Annotated in this window: 16 protein-coding genes, 1 tRNA gene and 3 pseudogenes; 10 read left to right on the top strand and 10 right to left on the bottom strand. The window is 64.1% G+C overall.

What is annotated here, in order from left to right; all coding sequences use genetic code 11:
- The 5 genes and pseudogenes from DR039_RS08215 to DR039_RS08235 all read left to right on the top strand — a co-directional run.
- Window positions 1-345, top strand: a pseudogene (locus DR039_RS08215) (pseudouridine synthase); the annotation flags it as partial.
- 25 nt (window positions 346-370) lie between these two features.
- Window positions 371-1,519: pseudogene (locus DR039_RS08220) on the top strand (prephenate dehydrogenase); the annotation flags it as partial.
- A 3-nt stretch (window positions 1,520-1,522) separates the two neighbouring features.
- Window positions 1,523-2,467, top strand: a complete 945-nt coding sequence (locus DR039_RS08225) for a ketopantoate reductase family protein (protein ID WP_111836909.1) — start codon at window positions 1,523-1,525, stop codon at window positions 2,465-2,467.
- Between the two features lie 136 nt (window positions 2,468-2,603).
- The gene (der, locus tag DR039_RS08230; protein WP_111836910.1) at window positions 2,604-4,769 is read left to right on the top strand and encodes a bifunctional cytidylate kinase/GTPase Der; all 2,166 of its coding nucleotides are present in this window, start codon (window positions 2,604-2,606) and stop codon (window positions 4,767-4,769) included.
- A 153-nt stretch (window positions 4,770-4,922) separates the two neighbouring features.
- A pseudogene (locus DR039_RS08235) lies at window positions 4,923-5,081 on the top strand (IS3 family transposase); the annotation flags it as partial.
- Between the two features lie 13 nt (window positions 5,082-5,094).
- On the opposite strand, the gene DR039_RS08240 reads toward DR039_RS08235, so the two are convergent.
- Window positions 5,095-6,279, bottom strand: coding sequence for a pentapeptide repeat-containing protein (locus DR039_RS08240; RefSeq protein WP_170166886.1), 1,185 nt, complete (start codon window positions 6,277-6,279; stop codon window positions 5,095-5,097).
- Window positions 6,280-6,391: 112 nt separating this feature from the next.
- The gene (locus tag DR039_RS08245; protein WP_170166836.1) at window positions 6,392-6,613 is read right to left on the bottom strand and encodes a hypothetical protein; all 222 of its coding nucleotides are present in this window, start codon (window positions 6,611-6,613) and stop codon (window positions 6,392-6,394) included.
- 93 nt (window positions 6,614-6,706) lie between these two features.
- On the opposite strand from DR039_RS08245, the gene pgi reads away from it, so the two are divergent.
- Both pgi and DR039_RS08255 read left to right on the top strand, forming a co-directional pair.
- Window positions 6,707-8,362, top strand: a complete 1,656-nt coding sequence (pgi, locus tag DR039_RS08250) for a glucose-6-phosphate isomerase (RefSeq protein WP_111836913.1) — start codon at window positions 6,707-6,709, stop codon at window positions 8,360-8,362.
- A 150-nt stretch (window positions 8,363-8,512) separates the two neighbouring features.
- Window positions 8,513-8,589: transfer RNA gene (locus DR039_RS08255), tRNA-Pro, on the top strand.
- 77 nt (window positions 8,590-8,666) lie between these two features.
- On the opposite strand, the gene DR039_RS08260 is transcribed toward DR039_RS08255, so the two are convergent.
- The 8 genes from DR039_RS08260 to DR039_RS08295 form a co-directional block, all read right to left on the bottom strand.
- Window positions 8,667-9,512 (bottom strand): MerR family transcriptional regulator, encoded by an 846-nt coding sequence (locus tag DR039_RS08260; RefSeq protein ID WP_197719064.1) that lies wholly within the window; start codon window positions 9,510-9,512, stop codon window positions 8,667-8,669.
- A 41-nt stretch (window positions 9,513-9,553) separates the two neighbouring features.
- Window positions 9,554-10,087, bottom strand: a complete 534-nt coding sequence (locus tag DR039_RS08265; RefSeq protein ID WP_111836914.1) for an HXXEE domain-containing protein — start codon at window positions 10,085-10,087, stop codon at window positions 9,554-9,556.
- Between the two features lie 42 nt (window positions 10,088-10,129).
- Window positions 10,130-11,458, bottom strand: a complete 1,329-nt coding sequence (locus DR039_RS08270) for a pentapeptide repeat-containing protein (RefSeq protein ID WP_111836915.1) — start codon at window positions 11,456-11,458, stop codon at window positions 10,130-10,132.
- Between the two features lie 252 nt (window positions 11,459-11,710).
- Window positions 11,711-12,175: a cupin domain-containing protein gene (locus DR039_RS08275; protein ID WP_111836916.1), complete on the bottom strand. Its 465-nt coding sequence runs from the start codon at window positions 12,173-12,175 to the stop codon at window positions 11,711-11,713.
- 79 nt (window positions 12,176-12,254) lie between these two features.
- Entirely contained in the window at window positions 12,255-12,815 is a 561-nt protein-coding gene (locus DR039_RS08280; RefSeq protein ID WP_111837075.1) for an O-acetyl-ADP-ribose deacetylase, read from the bottom strand.
- 127 nt (window positions 12,816-12,942) lie between these two features.
- Window positions 12,943-13,467 (bottom strand): AAA family ATPase, encoded by a 525-nt coding sequence (locus tag DR039_RS08285; RefSeq protein WP_111836917.1) that lies wholly within the window; start codon window positions 13,465-13,467, stop codon window positions 12,943-12,945.
- Window positions 13,468-13,596: 129 nt separating this feature from the next.
- Complete coding sequence (locus DR039_RS08290) at window positions 13,597-14,040, bottom strand: RNA-binding S4 domain-containing protein (RefSeq protein WP_111836918.1); 444 nt, start codon at window positions 14,038-14,040, stop codon at window positions 13,597-13,599.
- Window positions 14,041-14,049: 9 nt separating this feature from the next.
- Window positions 14,050-15,006: an HNH endonuclease family protein gene (locus DR039_RS08295; RefSeq protein ID WP_229116900.1), complete on the bottom strand. Its 957-nt coding sequence runs from the start codon at window positions 15,004-15,006 to the stop codon at window positions 14,050-14,052.
- 75 nt (window positions 15,007-15,081) lie between these two features.
- On the opposite strand from DR039_RS08295, the gene pepN reads away from it, so the two are divergent.
- From pepN to ftsR, 3 genes are all read left to right on the top strand, one after another.
- The gene (gene pepN / locus DR039_RS08300; RefSeq protein WP_229116901.1) at window positions 15,082-17,784 is read left to right on the top strand and encodes an aminopeptidase N; all 2,703 of its coding nucleotides are present in this window, start codon (window positions 15,082-15,084) and stop codon (window positions 17,782-17,784) included.
- A gap of 139 nt (window positions 17,785-17,923) precedes the next feature.
- Entirely contained in the window at window positions 17,924-18,376 is a 453-nt protein-coding gene (locus tag DR039_RS08305) for an FHA domain-containing protein (protein WP_111836920.1), read from the top strand.
- A 98-nt stretch (window positions 18,377-18,474) separates the two neighbouring features.
- Window positions 18,475-19,116 (top strand): transcriptional regulator FtsR, encoded by a 642-nt coding sequence (gene ftsR, locus DR039_RS08310; RefSeq protein ID WP_111836921.1) that lies wholly within the window; start codon window positions 18,475-18,477, stop codon window positions 19,114-19,116.
- The last annotated feature ends 43 nt before the right edge of the window (window positions 19,117-19,159 follow it).

The following is a 19,159-nucleotide window of genomic DNA, read 5'->3' on the forward strand; positions in this document are numbered from 1 at the left end:
CCCCGCTACGAGATCGCCAAGACCTACGTCGCCATCGTCGAGGGCCAGGTCGAGCACTGGGTCCCGCGCAAGCTCAAGCGGGGTATCGAGCTCGAGGACGGGCCCGCCCAGGCGGACCGCGTCGTCGTCAAGGACTCCGGGCCCGCCGGCTCCATCGTCGAGATCACCCTGCACTCGGGGCGCAACCGCATCGTGCGCCGCATGCTCGACGCCGTCGGGCACCCCGTCACGCGCCTGGCCCGCACCCGGCTGGGGCCGCTGACCGTCGGCTCACTGCGTCCCGGGCAGATGCGACGGCTGACCGGCGACGAGGTCGCCGCCCTGCAGCGGGAGGTCGGACTGTGAGCACAGCCGCCCCCAGCGGACCAACCCGCACGCCGTTGTCTCGACCACCGGGCCGGTGCTCGTCGTCGGCACCGGGTTGCTCGGCACCTCCCTCGCCCTGGCGCTCTCCGCCGCCGGCATCGAGGTCCAGCTGGGCGACACCTCACCGACCTCCCTGGCCCTCGCCCGCGACATGGGCGCCGGGCGGGTCCGCGAGGCCTCCAGCCAGCAGCCGCGCCTCGTCGTCGTCGCCACCCCGCCGGACGTGGCAGCCGCCGTCGTCCTGCGCGAGCTCGAGGCCCATCCCGAGGCCGTCGTCACCGACGTCGCCAGCGTCAAGGACCGGGTGCGCGCCGAGGTCCTGGCCCACGCCGGCGAGCACGCGCGCCGCTACGTCGGCTCCCACCCCATGGCGGGGCGTGAGCGCTCCGGCGCCGCCGCCGCCGACTCCGACCTGTTCGTCGGACGCCCGTGGGTCATCGTCGCCGACGGCGCCGACCCGGCCGCCGAGCTCGCCGTGCGCAACCTCGCCGTGGACGTCGGCGCCACCCCGATCCGCATGGGCTCAGCGGAGCACGACGCCGCGGTCGCCGCCGTCAGCCACGTGCCCCAGCTCATGTCCTCCCTGCTGGCCGCGCGCCTGGAGGACCTGCCCGAGAGCGCCCTCGCCCTGGCCGGGCAGGGGCTGCGCGACACGACCCGCATCGCGGCCTCCGACCCGCGCCTGTGGGCCGCGATCCTCGTGGGCAACGCCGGTCCCGTGGCGGGGCTGCTGCGCCAGGTGCGCGCCGATCTCGACGCGCTCATCGGCGGCATCGAGCAGGCGGCGCTGGACCCCGCCTCCGAGCAGTACGCCGCCCACGGGGGTGTCGAGACCATCCCACCGGGCGCCGTCGGGGCCGTCATGGACGTCATGGGCCGGGGCAACGCGGGCCGCTCACGCATCCCCGGCAAGCACGGCGGAGCGCCGCGCCGCTACACCGAGGTCCAGGTGCTCGTGCCGGACGTCGCCGGCTCGCTGGGCCGCCTGTTCTCCGACGTCGGCGAGGCCGGCATCAACATCGAGGACTTCTCCATGGAGCACTCGGCCGGGCAGAGCGCCGGCGTCGCCATGCTCTCGGTCGTGCCCAGCGCCGCCCAGGCACTGGAGGAGGCGCTGGACTCCCGCGGCTGGCGCGTCGTGGTGGTGGGCTGAGCCGTGCGTGTCCTTCTCCTGGGCTCCGGCGTCATCGGATCAAGCTACGGCCTGCTGCTCAGCCGGGTCACCGACGTCGCCGTGCTGGCGCGCCCCGAGCGCGCCGAGGAACTCTCCCGGGGCGTGCGGGTGACGCTGCGCGACCCCGCGGGCCAGCGGTGCCGCACCGCCACCTGGCGCCCGAAGGTCCTCACGGTGCCCCCGGACGAGGGACACGGGCCGGACCTGGTGCTGGTGAGCGTCGACCGGACCCACCTGTCCCACGTGCTGCCCACGTTGCGCCGGCTCGCCGGGCACGCCCCGATCCTGTTCATGCTCAACCACTGGGACATCACCGGCCAGCTCGACGGCGTCCTGCGGCGCAGCGACTATCTCTTGGGCTTCCCGGGGCAGGTCGGCGGTGGTCGGTCGCCGGGCGCGGTGGACGCCACCCTGTTCCCGCACGGAACCGTGCTCGAGCGCGGCGAGGGCCGGCGACGGGCGGAGGCGGACGCCGTCGGCACCCTCCTCACACGTGCCGGGCTGCGGGTCACGCGGCACGGCGACCTGCCCGGGTGGCTCGCCGTCCACTACCTCCAGCAGTCCGTGACCCCCGGTGCGCTGGCCGAGGCCGGAGGCTACGACGCGCTCGTCGAGGACCGGCGGGCGCTGCGCCGCATGGTGCTGGCGCTGCGCGAGGGGCTGGCCGTGTGCCGGGCCCGGGGCATTCGCACCGGGCGGATCATGCCGGCACCGGCCCTGGCCCTGCCGACCGGACTCGTCGCCGCAGGCCTGGGGCGCATGCTCGGGCAGGAGCCCACGCGCCGCATGGTGCTCGGACACATGGCCCACGGCCTGCCCGAGTGGCGTACGGGCCTGCGCGACGTGGCCGAGTCCGGCCGGCGCCTGGGCGTCGACATGCCCGTGTGGTGGTCCTACGAGGAGCAGCTGGCGGAGCCCACGGCCTGAGCAGGGCGGGTCGCGGTGGCGGGCCGAGCGTGCACGATCTCATGGGCGGTGCGCAGGGCCAGGTCCCGGGGCGCGTGGCAGGCTTGGGCGCAGATCGTCACCACGCCCCGGACCGGGCGCTGAGCAGGAGGCTGCCATGGGAATTGTCGTCGCCATCGACGGACCGAGCGGATCGGGCAAGTCCACCGTCTCTAAACGTGTTGCCCACGCTCTGGGATTGGCCTATTTGGACACTGGCGCCATGTATCGGGCCGCCGCTTGGTGGTGCGAGCACTCTGGCGTTGATTTGACTGACGCCGCTGCTGTCACCCGCGCGGTCTTTACCATGCCGCTAGAAATGGGCTTGGATCCGCAGGCTCCGGGTGTCACCTGCGACGGCCAGGACATCAACCAGGCCATCCGCGACCCGCATATTTCCACCGTGGTTTCTAAAGTGGCCACCAACTTGGATGTACGTGCTGAGTTGGCTCGTTTGCAGCGCGAGATCATCCAGCGCGAGGCCTTGGGGCTGACCGGCAGCTTTGCCGGAGGTGCGGGCATCGTCGCTGAAGGGCGGGATATCACCACGGTGATTGCTCCCGATGCCGACGTGCGCCTGCTGGTTACCGCTTCTGAGGAGGCCCGGCTGGCTCGGCGCGCCGGTGATCTGGAGGCGGCGGGTAAGAGCGTGGACGCGGCGGCGCTGCGGGATCAGGTGGTGCGCCGTGATTGCGACGATGCCACCGTCTCCCAGTTTCTTACCGCCCCTGAAGGCGTGACCTTGGTGGACTCCTCAGATATGACGTTGGAGGAGACCGTTGCGCAGGTGCTGGGCCTAGTGGAGGAGGCTGTCAGCGCTGCTGCTGAGCTGGATGCGGAGCAGGAGTTGCAGGTCCAGGCGATGCGCGTAGGCCTGGAGGATTACGAGCTGGATGAGGAGGACCTGGCACTCCTGGAGTCCAATGAGGATGTGCCCTTGGCTCCGCACGTGGAGGCGGGTTTGCCGGTGCTAGCCGTGGTGGGGCGCCCGAATGTTGGCAAGTCCACGCTGGTGAACCGTGTGCTGGGCCGCCGCGAGGCCGTAGTGCAGGACACTCCGGGTGTTACTCGCGACCGGGTGTCTTATCCGGCGGAGTGGTCGGGGCGTCGTTTCACGATTGTGGACACGGGCGGCTGGGAGGTTGACGTTGAGGGCTTGGATGCCGCCGTCGCCACTCAAGCTGAGGTGGCTGTGGAGATGGCTGATGCCGTGCTGCTGGTGGTGGACGCCCAGGTGGGCATCACTGAGACAGATGCTCAGGTGGTGCGGATGTTGCGGCGCTCCGGTAAGCCGGTGGTGTTGGCTGCGAATAAGGTGGATTCTCCGGCCCAGGAGGGCGACGCCGCTAGCTTGTGGAATCTGGGCTTGGGGGAGCCTTTCCCGGTCTCGGCTTTGCATGGGCGGGGTAGTGGCGATGTGCTGGATGCTTGTTTGCAGGTGCTGCCGGAGGTCTCCCGGGTGGCGCCGCCGGCCCCTGATGGTGATTTGCGCCGGGTGGCGCTGGTGGGGCGGCCGAATGTGGGCAAGTCTTCTTTGCTGAACTCTTTGGCGGGTTCACAGCGTGTGGTGGTTAATGAACTGGCGGGCACGACTCGTGACCCGGTGGATGAGGTGCTGGAACTGGATGGCCGCCAGTGGGTCTTTGTGGATACTGCGGGGATTCGCCGTCGGGTGAGGCAGTCGAGGGGCGCCGACTATTACGCGGTGCTGCGCACTCAGGGTGCCATTGAGAAGGCTGAGGTGGCGGTGGTGTTGCTGGATGCCTCGGAGCCGGTCAGTGAGCAGGATGTGCGCGTGATTCAGCAGGCGGTGGATGCGGGGCGGGCGCTGGTCCTGGTGAATAACAAGTGGGACTTGGTGGATGAGGAGCGGCAGAAGCTGCTGGGTTGGGAGACTGAGCATGATTTGGCGCATGTTTCTTGGGCTCCGCACATTAACCTTTCGGCTTTGACTGGCTGGCATACGAATCGTCTGGTGCGGGCCTTGGATGCGGCGCTGGAGGGATGGGAGACGCGTATTCCTACGGGCAAACTCAATGCTTTCCTGGGGGAGTTGCAGGCGGCGACGCCGCATCCGCTGCGTGGCGGGAAGCAGCCGCGGATTCTGTTTGCTACGCAGGTGCAGGCGGCCCCGCCGAGGATCATTATTTTCACGACTGGCTTCCTGGACCCGGGCTATCGGCGTTTCATTGAGCGGCGCTTGCGTGAGGACTTTGGTTTTGTGGGTACACCGATTCAGATCGGCGTGCGCGTGCGCGAGAAGCGCGAGCGCCGCAATCGGTGAGGTCGACTGCGTTATTCGGTTAGGTGGACTGGGCGGTGGGCATGGCAGGCCTCTAGGTAGGGCCTAGAAGGGATCTTGCTGAGGATGTTCACTCCGGTGACCACGATCAGCGGCACGTCTGCCCACTACATTGGCGACCGGGTCAAGCGTGGCTGGGCAACTCGTACCGAGGCCCGGACCGGGGTTGATCGCTGGATCGAGGTGGTCTACAACCGGCGTCGGTTGCATTCCTCGCTCGGGTACCAGTCGCCAGTCGAGTTCGAACAACACAAGCAACAAGCTGACGTATCAATCAAGGATCAAGCCGCGTAAGCGGGACGTGTCCTCAACTTGCGGAGAAGCCCACTGGGAAGATCCACTTAATGATATTACCTTTATCGTCGAAACGTGCCCACCTCGCTCCTAACGGTAAATGAGTTGCATTGTCGAGCCGCAGCCTTGGCGGAAAAAGAATATCCTCGCGATGCTTCTCGTTAAAGGTTGCGTCCATGAAGTTGGCGTCGGTGGTGAAGGTGGCACACTCGAAGGATGCAGGGGAGGTAAAGATTGTGCGTTCGAAGGAAGTGGTACCAATGAAGGTGGCATCCTTGAAGCTGGCGTCGGTGGTGAAGGTGGCACCCTTGAAGCTGACATTGGCAGTGAAGGTCACACACTCGAAGTTGGCGTCGGTGGTGAAGGTGGCACACTCGAAGGATGCAGGGGAGGTAAAGATTGTGCGTTCGAAGGAAGTGGTACCAATGAAGGTGGCATCCTTGAAGCTGGCGTCGGTGGTGAAGGTGGCACCCTTGAAGCTGACATTGGCAGTGAAGGTCACACACTCGAAGTTGGCCAATTCGGTAATGATGGCGCCGTGAAGGTCTATGGTGCAGTCACACCACAGTTGGTCGTCACGGACGGCTTGTTCGATGGCTGAGGACTTGCGGTGCTTGCGGAGATGTTTGCCAAGAACCTCTATCACGGTGGACTCAACTGCTCCGTCATGACTCACGTAGACTTTCTTTGTGGCAGGCTCGCTTGCGCTAGCATTCGCGTCTGTGACGCTTTCCCATGTGCCACGCTTTGTCCGCAAGTATCCGCATAAGATATTGACGACGCGCTGACGGTAGTCACCCTTAAAAGTGTCCGCAACGTACGCAAGAGAATAAACTCCTGCAATCCGAATCTGGGGAGACTCTCCTCCCAAATGTCCTACAGCATTGTGTAGCCTTTGCTCTGCGGCGACACTCTCGGCGCTAGCCCGCTCACGGTATTTGATTACTAGGTAGCCGGTGCCGCCGATTCCACCAATGGTCGTCAGTGACACCTTGATGACGTCTAAGCCGGTCACGTCCTTTCCGGCATTCCGCCAGTTTGTCAGGAAGCGGTCCCAGGTCCAAAAAACACCCTTACCCCAAAGCCATCCCAGCAGCGTGAACACTATGAGTGCCAAGACAACCCATAGGAGAATTACTCGGAACAACGGCCAGTTTCCAAAGCGGAGCAGCTCCACACGAGGTTTGCCCTTCGCCATATTGGCTCCTTCCACCATGTTTGCCGCTAATAGCAACCTGCTATGGAGCAGAGTCTCCGTCGCGCAGACAGCCCAACCTGCTTCTTCTCCGAGACAAGCAGTAATCTAGCGCTCATGGCGTAGGAGAGCTTGCCTTTTGACTCCTTAAAGCCCCTTGTTCTTCGTTGGAAGTAACCAGCTGTAGTTCCACCTCGGCGGGGTCTAGTCCAGTTAGGTAGGCGACGGTCTCGAGCATTTCATCCTGCGCCTCTTCCAGCTGCTTGACCTGGGAGACAGCCCCGAGCTCCGGCACCTCCAGCACCCACCAGTTACCTCTGCCACGCTCAGCGCTCACCGTAAACCTTCTCAACGGAACCCCTCCACAGACACTTAATTGCCGCTACTAACGGCCCACCCCTGACCGCACTAGCCCGCCTACACTGGCCGCATGATCAAGCCTGTTGACGCCACCGAGACCGAAGCCTGGAACACCCTCACCAAGCTACACGAGTCCTTTAACCCTGACCTGCGCGCCTGGTTCGCCACCGACCCCGGCCGCGCCGCGCGCTTCTCCTACGAGATGGGGGACCTCTTCGTCGACCTCTCCAAGAGCTTCCTCACCGACGATATCCGCGACGCCCTTGTCAAGCTGGCGCAAGAAGTGGACGTACCAGGCCGCCGAGACGCCATGTACGCCGGTGAGCACATCAATATCACTGAGGACCGCGCCGTCCTCCACACCGCGCTACGTCGTCGTGAAGATGACGTCCTGACCGTGGACGGGCAGGACGTCATTAAAGACGTCCACGAGACCCTCAACCAGGTCTACGCCTTCGCCGAGCGGGTGCGCTCGGGCGAGTGGACCGGCGTGACCGGCAAGCGCATCGAGACGGTCGTCAACATCGGCATCGGCGGCAGCGACCTCGGCCCCGTCATGGTCTACGAGGCCCTGAGGCCCTACGTCCAGGACGGCCTGGAGTGCCGCTTCATCTCCAACATCGACCCCGCCGACTGCGCCGAGAAGGTCAAGGACCTCGACCCCGAGACCACGCTGTTCATCATCGCCTCCAAGACCTTCACGACGCTGGAGACGCTGACCAACGCGCGCATGGCCCGCGACTGGTTCCTTGCTGCGCTCAAGGCCAAGGGTGTCAGCACCGAGGGGGCCATCGCCAAGCACTTCGTCGCGGTGTCCACCGCCCTGGACAAGGTTGCCGAGTTCGGCATCGACCCGGCCAACGCCTTCGGCTTCTGGAGCTGGGTGGGCGGGCGCTACTCCGTGGGCTCCGCCGTCGGCACCGTCCTCGCCGTCGCCATCGGCCCGGAAAGCTTCCGCGACTTCCTCGCCGGCTTCCACGCCGTCGACGAGCACTTCGCAACCAAGGCCCCCTCCGAGAACGTCCCCATGCTCATGGGGTTGCTCAACGTCTGGTACGTCAACTTCTTCAGGGCCGCCACCCACGCCGTCCTGCCCTACGCGCAGTACCTGCACCGCTTCCCGGCCTACCTGCAGCAGTTGACCATGGAGTCCAACGGCAAGAGCGTGCGCTGGGACGGCACCCCCGTGACCACCGAGACCGGCGAGGTCTTCTGGGGCGAGCCCGGCACCAACGGCCAGCACGCCTTCTACCAGCTCATCCACCAGGGCACCCAGCTCATCCCCGCGGACTTCATCGCCGTGGCCAACCCGCAGCACCCGGTCAAGGACGGTGAGGTGGACGTGCACGAGCTGTTCCTGTCCAACTACCTCGCCCAGACGGCGGCGCTCGCCTTCGGCAAGACCGTCGAGGAGGTGCGTGCCGAGGGCACACCCGAGGAGATCGTCCCCGCCCGTGTCTTCGCCGGTAACAGGCCGACGACGTCGATCCTGGCCCCGGCGCTCACCCCCTCGGTGGTGGGCCAGCTCATCGCCCTGTACGAGCACATCACCTTCACCCAGGGCATCGTGTGGGGCATCGACTCCTTCGACCAGTGGGGTGTCGAGCTGGGCAAGAAGCTCGCCCTGGAGATCGCCCCGGCCGTGCAGGGCGACGAGGCGGCCCTGGAGGCCCAGGACTCCTCGACCCAGCAGCTCATCCGCCGCTACCGCGCCCTGCGCAAGTAAGCGCGACGCCGGGGCGCTGACTGGCTTTGTCTACAGCACAGCAGCCAGTCAACGCCCCGGTGACAGGGGTCACGAGCGGACGATTTCAGTCCAGGCGGGACGGTGGGCTAAGGTTCTACTCGTTCCGAGCGGACCTGCTCCGCGAGGCAACGGGCTGTGGCGCAGTTTGGTAGCGCACTTGACTGGGGGTCAAGGGGTCGTGGGTTCAAATCCCGCCAGCCCGACCAAAAGAACATCACTTCGTGCGTGGCTCCTAGAAGGAGGCCAGCACCGGAATCAGAACCGGGCCGTTCGCCAAGGCATGTCACTCTCCGATGATGGGGAAACAGACATCGGTCACCCAGCTGGCAGGATCGGGGTTCTGAGCGGGCCCAACGCGGTAGATATTGAACATGGGGCCAGTGCGCAGTTCGTGAGCGGCGAGGTAAGTACCAAGAGCGGCGGTAACCTCAGGCATCCCCTCATAGCTGCCCCGCAGAGTAGCAACCACATTGTCGCAAGCAGGCACCTCATAGCATTCAAGGGGAGCTACGGGAGCAAAAGGCTCGGCAACTTGCAACCACACCTCCACCTCGACGTCAGAGTCGCGGTACTCCGGGTCGTGGAAGGTTGCGCCACCAATGCCATCTTCGGACATGGAGGCGGAGCATTGGGCCATAAGCGGGCCTAGCTCTTGCCACAACTGGCCCTCATCGTTGTAAGACGGGAGAACGCGACGCAAAGCAGCGACGGTCATCGCGGGCATACGGATCTGGCGGACGTTGATTTCCATAGTGGACTCCTGAAGGAAGGCATTCATGCGATCGAACGCCGCGCTCATCTCCTCCAACCGGGCACGCTCGACCGATAGTCGCTCGCCGTGATGAGACATGATGGCGTGGAGGCGCTCAGGATCACCACGGTGGGCCATGACCTCTCCGATCTCACTGACTGGCAGTCCCGTATCGCGCAGACGCACGATCCAATGAGCGTCAGTCAGCTGCTCTGGGGCGTAGAAGCGGCGCCCCGTGAACGGGTCGATCATGGCTGGTTCCAGGACCTGCTGCTCCTGGTAGTAGCGCAGCATTCTGATGCTTATAGCCGTCAGTCTGGAGAACAGACCAATTCGCAGCAGGCCTTCACCGTTGTGTTCCATGCCTTCAGTCCACATGCTCACATCGTGACAGATACAAGCCACAACCAGTGGTGCTGTCACCTAGAGCAACTCAAATGGCGCCAAGTGTGTAGTAACAGAGCAGCGCCCGAATGCGCTGCCAACAGTGCCACTCCCGACACTGCTACACCGCTGGGCGTCACCTGCTTGGGCACGCCCGCCACACGCAGCTCATGAAATGCGAAAACACCGTAACCGAGAACCAGCGGTGCCGTCGCCACACCTGAGGTGTAGCCGCGCATCATCAAACTGGAGCCGATGTGGGCAAAGCCATGCAGACTCCAAGCGGCAGCTGCATTCTGAAACCAAACTGATCGACCGCCACTACGAAACCCAGCTAACGAGGCGCCTACCCAGTGCATACCAATCAGACCTACGGCCAAGTTGATATGCGCCTGGTTTACACCCTGTTCACGGAGCGAGAGGGGGAGTGGAAGCCACTCAGGCAGGCGCTGCACGACCTTCGCCGTCGAGGACCGCATAGTCAGGAGTTCTTCAATGTCGTTGGCGAAGTAGCACAGTCCTAGACCGAGAGTGGCAAGGTCCAGTCTGCTAAGCCCGAGGCTGTTCATGATGGCACCATAAGGGGAATCTACCCCCACATGTCCGCCAGATCAGTCAGCGGCGTCAGCAGTGCTGTCGTAGTCCAAAGTGCCTCCAGCAGGCGGGGCAGCCACCGGCCGACCGCTGCGTTCGAAGCGCGCCCAGCGGGAGCCGAAAGGCAGGCCGGTGGGGTCCTGGAACTGGTTGGAATCCCGCAGTGCAAAACGCACTCGGCCCTCATTGCGCAGTGCGTGGTTAAAGACCGCTCCGGTGAAGCCATCCGAGTTGCGCAAGAAGCTCTGCTGGAAAGCTACCGAGTCAAGGAAAGTCGCATCCTTGAAACTGGCGAACCAACTAAAGGTCGCAGCAGAAAAGACAGTTTCATCGGCGAAAGCTGCCGCGGAGAAGTCCGCCAGACGGCCAAAGGTCGCGCCTCGGAAGACAGCAGGCGCCTTGAACACGGCCTCCTGAAAATCTGCCTTCTCCTCGAAATGCGCCTCAGCGAAGTCAATCTTCGCATTGAACACCGCCCCACTCAGGTCAACTGGGGCCAGAAAAGTCACTCCGCGGAAAGGCACCACGCTGCTGAGCACGGCCCCGTGCAGATCCAGCTTGCAGTCGCACCACAAACGGCTGTCCTCAAGCTCCTGAGGCACATCTGAGCCCTCGCTCGCCTTCTCACGAGCCTTGCTAAAGTGCTGCGCCAGCACGTGAAGAACCGTGGACTCCACTGCGGTGTCTTCAGAGACGAAGCGGCGCGAAGGGCGCGCCCGCCGTGAACCGGGGGCTGCCGGAACCTCCTGCCAAGAACCGCGTTCAGTACGCAGGTATCCACACAACAGATCCACCACACGCTGCCGAGTGGCGCCACCGCGCGTGTCCGCCACCTCAGCCAGACCGTACACAGCCGCAATCCGCACCTGCGGCGAGGTCGATCCGAGCTGCTCCACCAGAGAACTCAGACGCGCATCAGCCTCACGCCGCTCCGCAGCCGCGCGGTCCCGGAAAGTGATGACCACTAGCGACACGGCGCACATGGTCAAAACGGCCAGCAAAGCCGCCAGGACCCGCACCCCGGGGGCTGCACCGCTAAATGAGGTCACGCTCCAGGATGAAAGCAGCCGACTAAAGAAGCTCCGCTGCGGGTCCCCCCAGAACCAGCCGAGTGCGGTGAAAACCAAAGCGGCTACCACCAGCCAGGCGGCGACGGAACGGCCCAATGGCGAAAGCCGCGGACGCCGCTTCCACGCCGGACCAATCTCTTCACCCGCGCGCTGCGCCGCTTCAGACCAGGCGGTGCGAGTGGCCTTGGCTGCCTGCTTGGACCAGGCGCTGGCCTTCTGCAACTGGGCCGCTTTGGCGGTGGGCTCGGCCGGGACAGTCTGCTCTTGCTGGGTCATGCCTCACCACCAGCGCGGCAGAAGGAAGTGGCTGGTGCCGTGGTGACAACCAGTTGGAGGTTTAAGGACAGGGACATCATGCGGCCAGGCTAACCGTGACTCCTATGAAACCTCCGTCTTGCAACACAAACTGTGCTGAGTGTCCGACGGTCCGCAAAGTCCGCAAGGAATCTAGCCTGCGGGAAATTGGTAGGGGCCCTGAGCTGCGGCTAGCGCGTCTCAGGGCCCCGTTAGGCAAATCGGCAGCGTGGTTCAGTGTGCGGCGCCCTCAGGCTGGACGGTCCAGGTGGGCGGCTCATCGCGGCCCGCCTCCTCATCGGCCTCGGCCAGCTCTGCGGTAGCCTGCACGATGCCCTGGGCGTGGTGCACAGGAGCGTAGACGGTGTAGAGCCGCAGCGGCTCGTCACCAGTGTTGATCACATCGTGCCAGGAGCCGGCTGGAACCTGGATAGACCAGCCATCCTCGACCTCCTGCTCGAAGGTCAGCTGGTCTTCGGCGGGCCCCATCACGCAGCGGCCTTTTCCGGCGTCAATGCGCAGGAATTGGTCAGTCTCGGGGTGGACTTCCAAGCCAATGGATTCGCCTACGGGGATGGACATGAGTGTGACCTGCAGGTAGCGGCCGGTCCAGGCGACGGTGCGGTAGGTGTCGTTGGTGGTGGTAGCCGTCTCGATGTCAAAGGCATTGGGCTTAGGGCCGTTGTCAATGATTTCCATTAGTAAACCTTTCGGATCGCTGGCGAACTCTTCATGAACAATAATAACCGAACTTCGCGACGTCGTCACCCTGATTTCACTAGTTTGGTTTGAACCTGGATACGGGAAGTAGCTGCCGTTGAGCTTCCGCGAAGGCCGTCAGCAGAACTTGGTTGAACAGCACAAAACGCACCAATTCAAGGCTCGCACCCTCAGCGCCGACAGCCTGCGCGATCTCCTGGACGGCCGCCATGGCCTGATGTGCGACGGCGTCGGCATCCCAGCCATAGACGCCAGCAGAGACTGCAGGAAGCGCAACACTGTGGCAGCCGAGCTCTGCAGCACACCACAAAGAGTTCAGAAAAGCTGCTCGCAGCAGGGCTGGATCGGTTTGACCGGCATGGCGGTTCGGCCCGACGGTATGGATCACCCACTTTGCAGGCAAGTCAAAGCCAGGAGTAGCGATTGCCTGGCCGACCGCTAGGCCACCAGGAAGTCGGGTGCGCCTAAGCTCCTGGCAGGCGTGGAGCAACTCTGCTCCGGCAGCCCGATGGATCGCACCATCCACCCCTCCGCCGCCCAACAGGCCAGAATTGGCGGCATTGACTATGGCCTCTACCGCTTGCGTGGTGATGTCACCAAGCTGCACTTCAACCAGCATGGTTACTAGCATGCGCCTTCCAAGACCTACTTGCGGTCGCTTTGCCTAGGTAGGTTTACGCCGTGCCAGAAGCGTCACTCCTAGCGATCAACGCAGGGGGCGGTCGCGAGCGGACCGTAAGGAATGCTCAGAAGACCCCGAGGCGGCTCATATGCGTGATGATTCGCTCCGCAGACTCGGCTGGCCGGAGCTTGGCAGTGTCCAATTGGATGTGCTTACGGCGCCAAGGCTCGTAATCCCGGTCCTGCACTTCCTGCCAGGTGGGATTGCGCATACCGACGACGTCGAGCGTGCGGCTCTCTAAGCGTTGCCGGTGCTCCTGCGGGTCCGAACAGACAAGCTCAACCTCCAGCAGCTTGGAGTCACAGCGGCGCGCTACCTCCAGCCAAGCCTCGCGGGTCAGCTGGAGGGGGTTGACGCACTCTGCCACCACATCCAAGCCTAGGCGCAGTTGGTCAGCAGCTAAGTGATAAGCCACCTCATAGCCCTCGCCACCAGTCAGTAGAGTGCGCCGGTGCTGGGCGCGGGCGATCGCCGTCTCGATCGTGTCTACGCGCAGATATGCCGCTTTGAGGTCCTCAACTAGCAGCCGAGCTACCGTCGTCTTGCCTGTGGCTGGCAACCCGCAAATAACGATCAAGCACGATTCCATGTTCGTAACGCTACCCGCGGTAGGCCAAGCTCTCGACTCGAAATTGGACAGCGTGACAATTCCCCGGATGTGATCTCCCACGCGGGTCAGCGGCCTCAGCATCAGCAGGCCCTGAAGAACAGCAAGCCCTCAGTCCTCATCCCACAGCGCGGAAACATCCTGATGCCTGCCACCACCCATTAGCGCATCCAGCTGGCGCCTCTCCTTCTTGGTCGGACGACCAGCGCCACGCGCGCGAATGATCGCTGCCGGAGCCTCCAAAGGGGACGGTCGGGGAGGGGAGAAGTCCGTATAGCAACGCTGAGCCAACGGCGCGCCCACGCGCTTCACCAAAATGCCCTCCACCCGTAGAAACCGGTCAAAGCCATCTACTCGCAGGCGTACCTCGTCTCCCACACTCACGTGCTGTGCGGGTTTGGCGGTCTCTCCGTTAATCCGTACATGCCCAGCCTTGCAAGCCGCAGTTGCCGCCGAACGCGACTTCAGCTGCCGCACGCTCCACAGCCAAACATCCACACGTGCCGAAGTAAGCCCACTGCCCGCCACGCCATCTTTGTTCAAAGCTGCTGCCACAAGCTGATACTAGGCGCCCAGGCGTCCATAGCGACGCCGTCGGGGCCAGAGCAAAAGGCCGATGCCAAGTAACGCCAGGCCTGCCAGGAGCATCCCCAAGAGCATCGGGTCGTTCCACAGCCGGTGGGCGCTTTGGCTAACCGTCCGGGTGGCCTTGGAAGCGCTGGTGCCATCGCCGCCAGCCACACAATCTGCCAGAACCTGCTGCAGGGCATTGCGGTCGGCTGCCGGCAGGCCCAACTGGTATGCCGAAGCCACGGAGACGAAGCGAGCGGCGTACTCGCAGCGAAACTCCTGACGCGGAGGCCACCAGCCGCGACCAGACTCGGTGCGCCACGAACCATTCGCCGTGGTACCAGAGGGGCAAGTGGCAGGGCCACAGTTGCCCTTGTCCTGATTGGCCTGCCCAGCAACAGCCAGCAAGTTCAGGGGATCATTGGCCACCAGTAGGCGACGTCGCTCATCCCACTGCCAGGCGCCGTGCGCGTAGAGGTAGTTCAGCGGCACCACATGATCGATCTGAACCGCGGGGGAGGAGCCCTCACCCCTCTGGTAATCCACCACAGCGCCGGTGTACGGATCGTGGAGACGACCGGTCCAAACCGTGGCATCACGACACACAAAAGCGCCTTGACCGCGGCCTTCCTCCCGACTCTGCAGACCCTCCGCGCGAGAGTAGTCCGCCTCAAGCAAGTCACGCCCCAAAATGTCATTGCGGGTGTCACAGCCATTGCCATCGATATCCATCCAGGACTCGCCAAACCAGCCTTTGCGGCTGCCATTCCCATCCCAGGACTCCGGCGCCGGGGAGTCCGCAGGCAAGGACTCAAGCGCCCCCAAAGCCTCCACAACGCTCAGCGCCCCCGCATTCGACGCGCTGGCGGGATCGTCTGCAGCCACAGCGAGCTCAGGCAGCAGCAAGGCTGCACCCATAAAGCAGACTGCCAAGGGATGAAGGAAACGCACAGGCCGAGCGTAACGGCGTCGCCACCGCGATCCCGAGTTATCCACAGGCGCGCCGAGACTCCATAAGATGCGGTCGTGCCGATCGAGAAGCCCACTGCGCCCCAGCCGAATATCGAGATGTCTAACCGCCCTGCACGGCCAACAGCGCCCCGGAACCTAGGCCGCGCCGAATGCGCCTGGCGTTCCCAGGTCCTGAGGCTAGAGGCCATGAAGGTGACGCTTGACCTGACGCAGGCCCCACAGGCATCCGCAACCTGCTTCACCGTGCGCACCGAACTCACCGTAACGGTGCAAACGGCAGTTCCCGACGGCGCCTGGGTGGACTTCCTCGGTGAGTCCATCGCAGAGGTCTTGGTGGACGGAGTAGCGCAAGACCCCGACTGGGACGGCTACCGCGTGCAGTTGCCGTCCCTACAACCCGGCCAGCACAACATCACCATCGACGCCGTAGGCCACTTCTCCAACACTGGGCAAGGCCTGCACCGCTTCCAAGACCCCGTCGACGGCGCCACCTACCTCTACACCCACTTTGAACCAGCCGATGCACGTCGCGCCTGGCCCTGCCTAGAACAGCCAGACCTCAAGGCACCATTCACCCTGACAGTGACCCATCCACAAGGCTGGACCCTACTGTCAAACGGGGTACTCGCAGCCAAAGCAACAGCGGAGGGCGCGCCAGGAATGGAAGTCACGCACTTCGCCTCAACCAAACCCCTGCCAAGCTACCTGACGGCCTTGGCAGCTGGCCCCTGGCACCAGGTTACGGGAGAGTGGCGCTCCACCCTGCGGCCAACCGATCCGCCGGTGCCGCTCAGCTGGTCTTGCCGAGCCAGCCTGGCCCAACACCTAGACGCCAAAGAACTCCTGGCCATCACAGCCACAGGCCTAGACCTGTATGACCGCAGCTACGGCTTCCCCTACCCCTGGGGCTCCTACGACTCCGTGCTCGTGCCTGAGTACAACCTTGGCGCCATGGAGAACCCCGGCTGCGTCACCTTTAACGAGGACCACTACCTCTTCCAAGGCCCCGCCACCCGCGCCCAACGCGGCGAGCGAGCCAATGTGATCATGCACGAGATGTGCCATATGTGGTTCGGGGACCTGGTTACCCCCAAGTGGTGGGAGGACACCTGGCTTAAAGAGTCCTTCGCAGATCACCAAGGCACCTGGGCTCAGGCGGAAGCCACCGAGTTTAGCGATGCCTGGGTAGCTTTTGCTGCGGGGCGCAAGGCCTGGGCCTATGAAGAGGACGCCCGCGCAGAAACCACTCACCCGATCGTGGCCACCGTGGAAGACATTGAGGCTGCGCGCCAAACTTTCGACGGCATCACCTATGCCAAGGGGGCGGCCGTCCTCAAGCAGCTGGTGGCCTATGCCGGGCAAGAGGCCTTCACCCAGGCTGCACGCCAGCTCTTCCAAGCGCACGCCTATGGGAACGCAACCTTGGCCGACCTCATGCAGGTTCTGAGCGCCGCCACCGGCAAGGACATGGAAGCCTGGGCACAAGCCTGGCTGCACACCTGCGCCCCTTCAATCATCAACAACCACCTAGAGGTGCAAGACGGGCGCATCAAATCACTGCGCCTAACCCAACAGTGCACAGACCCGCGGACCGACACTCAGGTGCTGCGCCCTCACACCCTCAAAGTGGGCTTGTACTCCTGCGACGGCGTGGGCGCACTTGTGCGCACGCACAGCCTGCCCGTCACTTTTGCTGCTCCGGAGGTCAGGTTGAGCGACGCCGTCGGTCTGCCTGCACCGGACCTGGTGACCGTAAACGATGAGGACCTTACTTACGCCGTCGTGCGCCCTGACGCTGCCTCTGTGCAGGTGGTGCTGCACCACCTAAAGGAGCTGAAGGACCCGCTGACCCGTGCGGTGTGGTGGTCCGTTCTCCACAACCTCATGCGTGACGCCCTGCTGCACCCCGCCTGGTTCATTGCAGCCGTGCTCAGCCAAGCCGACGACAGCACCGCGCCAGCCACTCTGGCCAAGCTGCTGCAGCAGGCCCGCCTAGCCACGCGCTACCTGCCCACAGTCGACCGGCTTCCCGCTCTGCTCAGCTTGGCCGGGGCGGCGGGTGAGGTAAGCGGTCCCGATGCCTGGACCCTGCTGAAGGCCGCACCCGCAGGTTCTGATGCGCAACTAGTGCGCGCGCGAGCCTGGGTGAATGCAGCCGGTGAGCTTTGGCAGGCTAAGCCTAAGGAGATTGACCAGACCGCAAAACGACTGCGAGCGCTGCTGGTGGAGGAGGGCCTGCCGGGGCTGAAAGTCGATCACGAACTGCGCTGGTCTGTGCTGACCTCCCTGGCTCGGCTAGGCCGGCTCCAGGAGGCAGAGATCGTGGCGCAGGAACAGGCTGATCCGAGTGCTGGTGGCGTGACGGCTGCCCTGCGCGTACGGCATGCGGCCCCTGAAGCAGGTATGAAGGAGCTGGTGTTCGAGCGGCTTCTTACTGAACGGTCCTTGAGTAACGATCACCTTGACGCTCTGCTGGCCGCCTTCAGTTCGGACTCACACCTGTGCCTCACTGCTACTTTCACTGAGCGCTACCTAGCTGCGCTGCCTGAGCTTTGGGCTCAGCGCGGTCAGGAAGTGGCTACTCGTTTGGTCAATGGCCTGTTCCCTCATGCGGGCGGCGCCGTCGAGGCTGAGCTTGTTCGCTCATGGCTGGGAGAACACCGTGAGCTTCCCCGTGCGCTTGGTCATCTCCTGCACAAGTACCTAGCTGATCTGAAACGCTCCCTGCAGTGTCAAACCACGTCATTCGCGGATTGATACTGCGCTCTAAGTAGTAGTTGCGATCGTCAAGGAGCGTGCGGAGCCGGAGTGGAACCGATATCCTGCGTCCGTGGGCTCACCGCTATGGTTGGGTCCGAGACAGTGCGCCCGCACTGGCGGAATGGGAAGGGTAGCGATGACAAGCACGCCGAATGATCTGGAGCCGAGTTCCACACAGGTTCTCGGAGCAGTCGACGCCGCTCCTGAGCCCGCCTACGTGCCGGCGGGCCTCAACGGCCAGGATCTAGCCGCCATCCAGGCCCTGCCGGCGGGCACCGCTCTGCTGATCGTGCAGCACGGCCCTACCACTGGGGCTCGGTTCCTGCTGGACGCCCCGGAGACGACCGTGGGACGCCACCCCCGCGCTGATATCTTCCTTGACGACGTCACCGTCTCCCGCAAGCACGCTGTCTTCGTGAAGCTCCCTGAGGGCGGTTACGCCGTGCGCGAGTCAGGCTCCCTCAATGGCACCTATGTCAACCGTTCCCGGGTTGAGATGGCGCCACTGGTGGCTGGTGACGAGGTACAGATCGGCAAGTACCGCATGACCTACCACCCCGGTCCGCTTGCGCCTGCCGGGGAAAAGTGACCTCCGCAGCGGCCAGAGAGCGGCAGCCCAGGGTAGCTGTAACTGTCTCCACGGCGGATAGCGAAACCTGGCCCCACGGCCTATCACATGAGCCCGAGATGAAGATCGGGCAGGTAGTTGACGAGCTCAAACGCGAGTTCCCGGCCCTATCAATCTCCAAGGTGAGATACCTGGAGACTGAAGGCCTGATTAACCCCCACCGGGTTGGCAACGGTTACCGGCGCTACTCCCGTGCAGATGTTGAGCGGCTTCGCTACGCCCTGCGTGCACAACGAGACGAGTACCTGCCCTTGTCAGTAATACGTGAGCGCCTTGAGGAGATGGACACCAGCTCCAGGGGGGCCGCCATGCCGAAGGTCGTGGCGCGCCACGGTCAGGTTGTGGCCGACGGTCCGCTTGACCTCACCGATCTGGTGGAGCGCTGCGGTGCCAGCATCGCCCAGGTGGAGCAGATGATCGAGATCGGTTTGGTCTCGCCTAATGCTCGCGGGCTCTTTGGTCCCGAGAGTGTGCGTGTGGTGGCCGCCGCTATGGCCGCTGTGCGCGGCGGCATCCCCTTGCGCAACCTGCGCGGTGTGCGGATGGCTGCTGAGCGTGAGGCGGACATGATTGATCAGGCAGTCACTCCCACCCGGGCGCGTTCTGACTCTGCTGCAGTGGACCGGGCGGCAGCACTAGCGGGTGTAGTTGCTGAGCTGCACAGCGCGCTGCTGCGCAGGTCTGTGGGGTCACTGGGCTGAAGCGCTTACTGATTGAAGCGCGCTGCCCGTTCGTCAGACAAAC

It is taken from the genome of Actinomyces bovis, assembly GCF_900444995.1.
GTDB classification, from domain to species: Bacteria; Actinomycetota; Actinomycetes; order Actinomycetales; family Actinomycetaceae; genus Actinomyces; species Actinomyces bovis.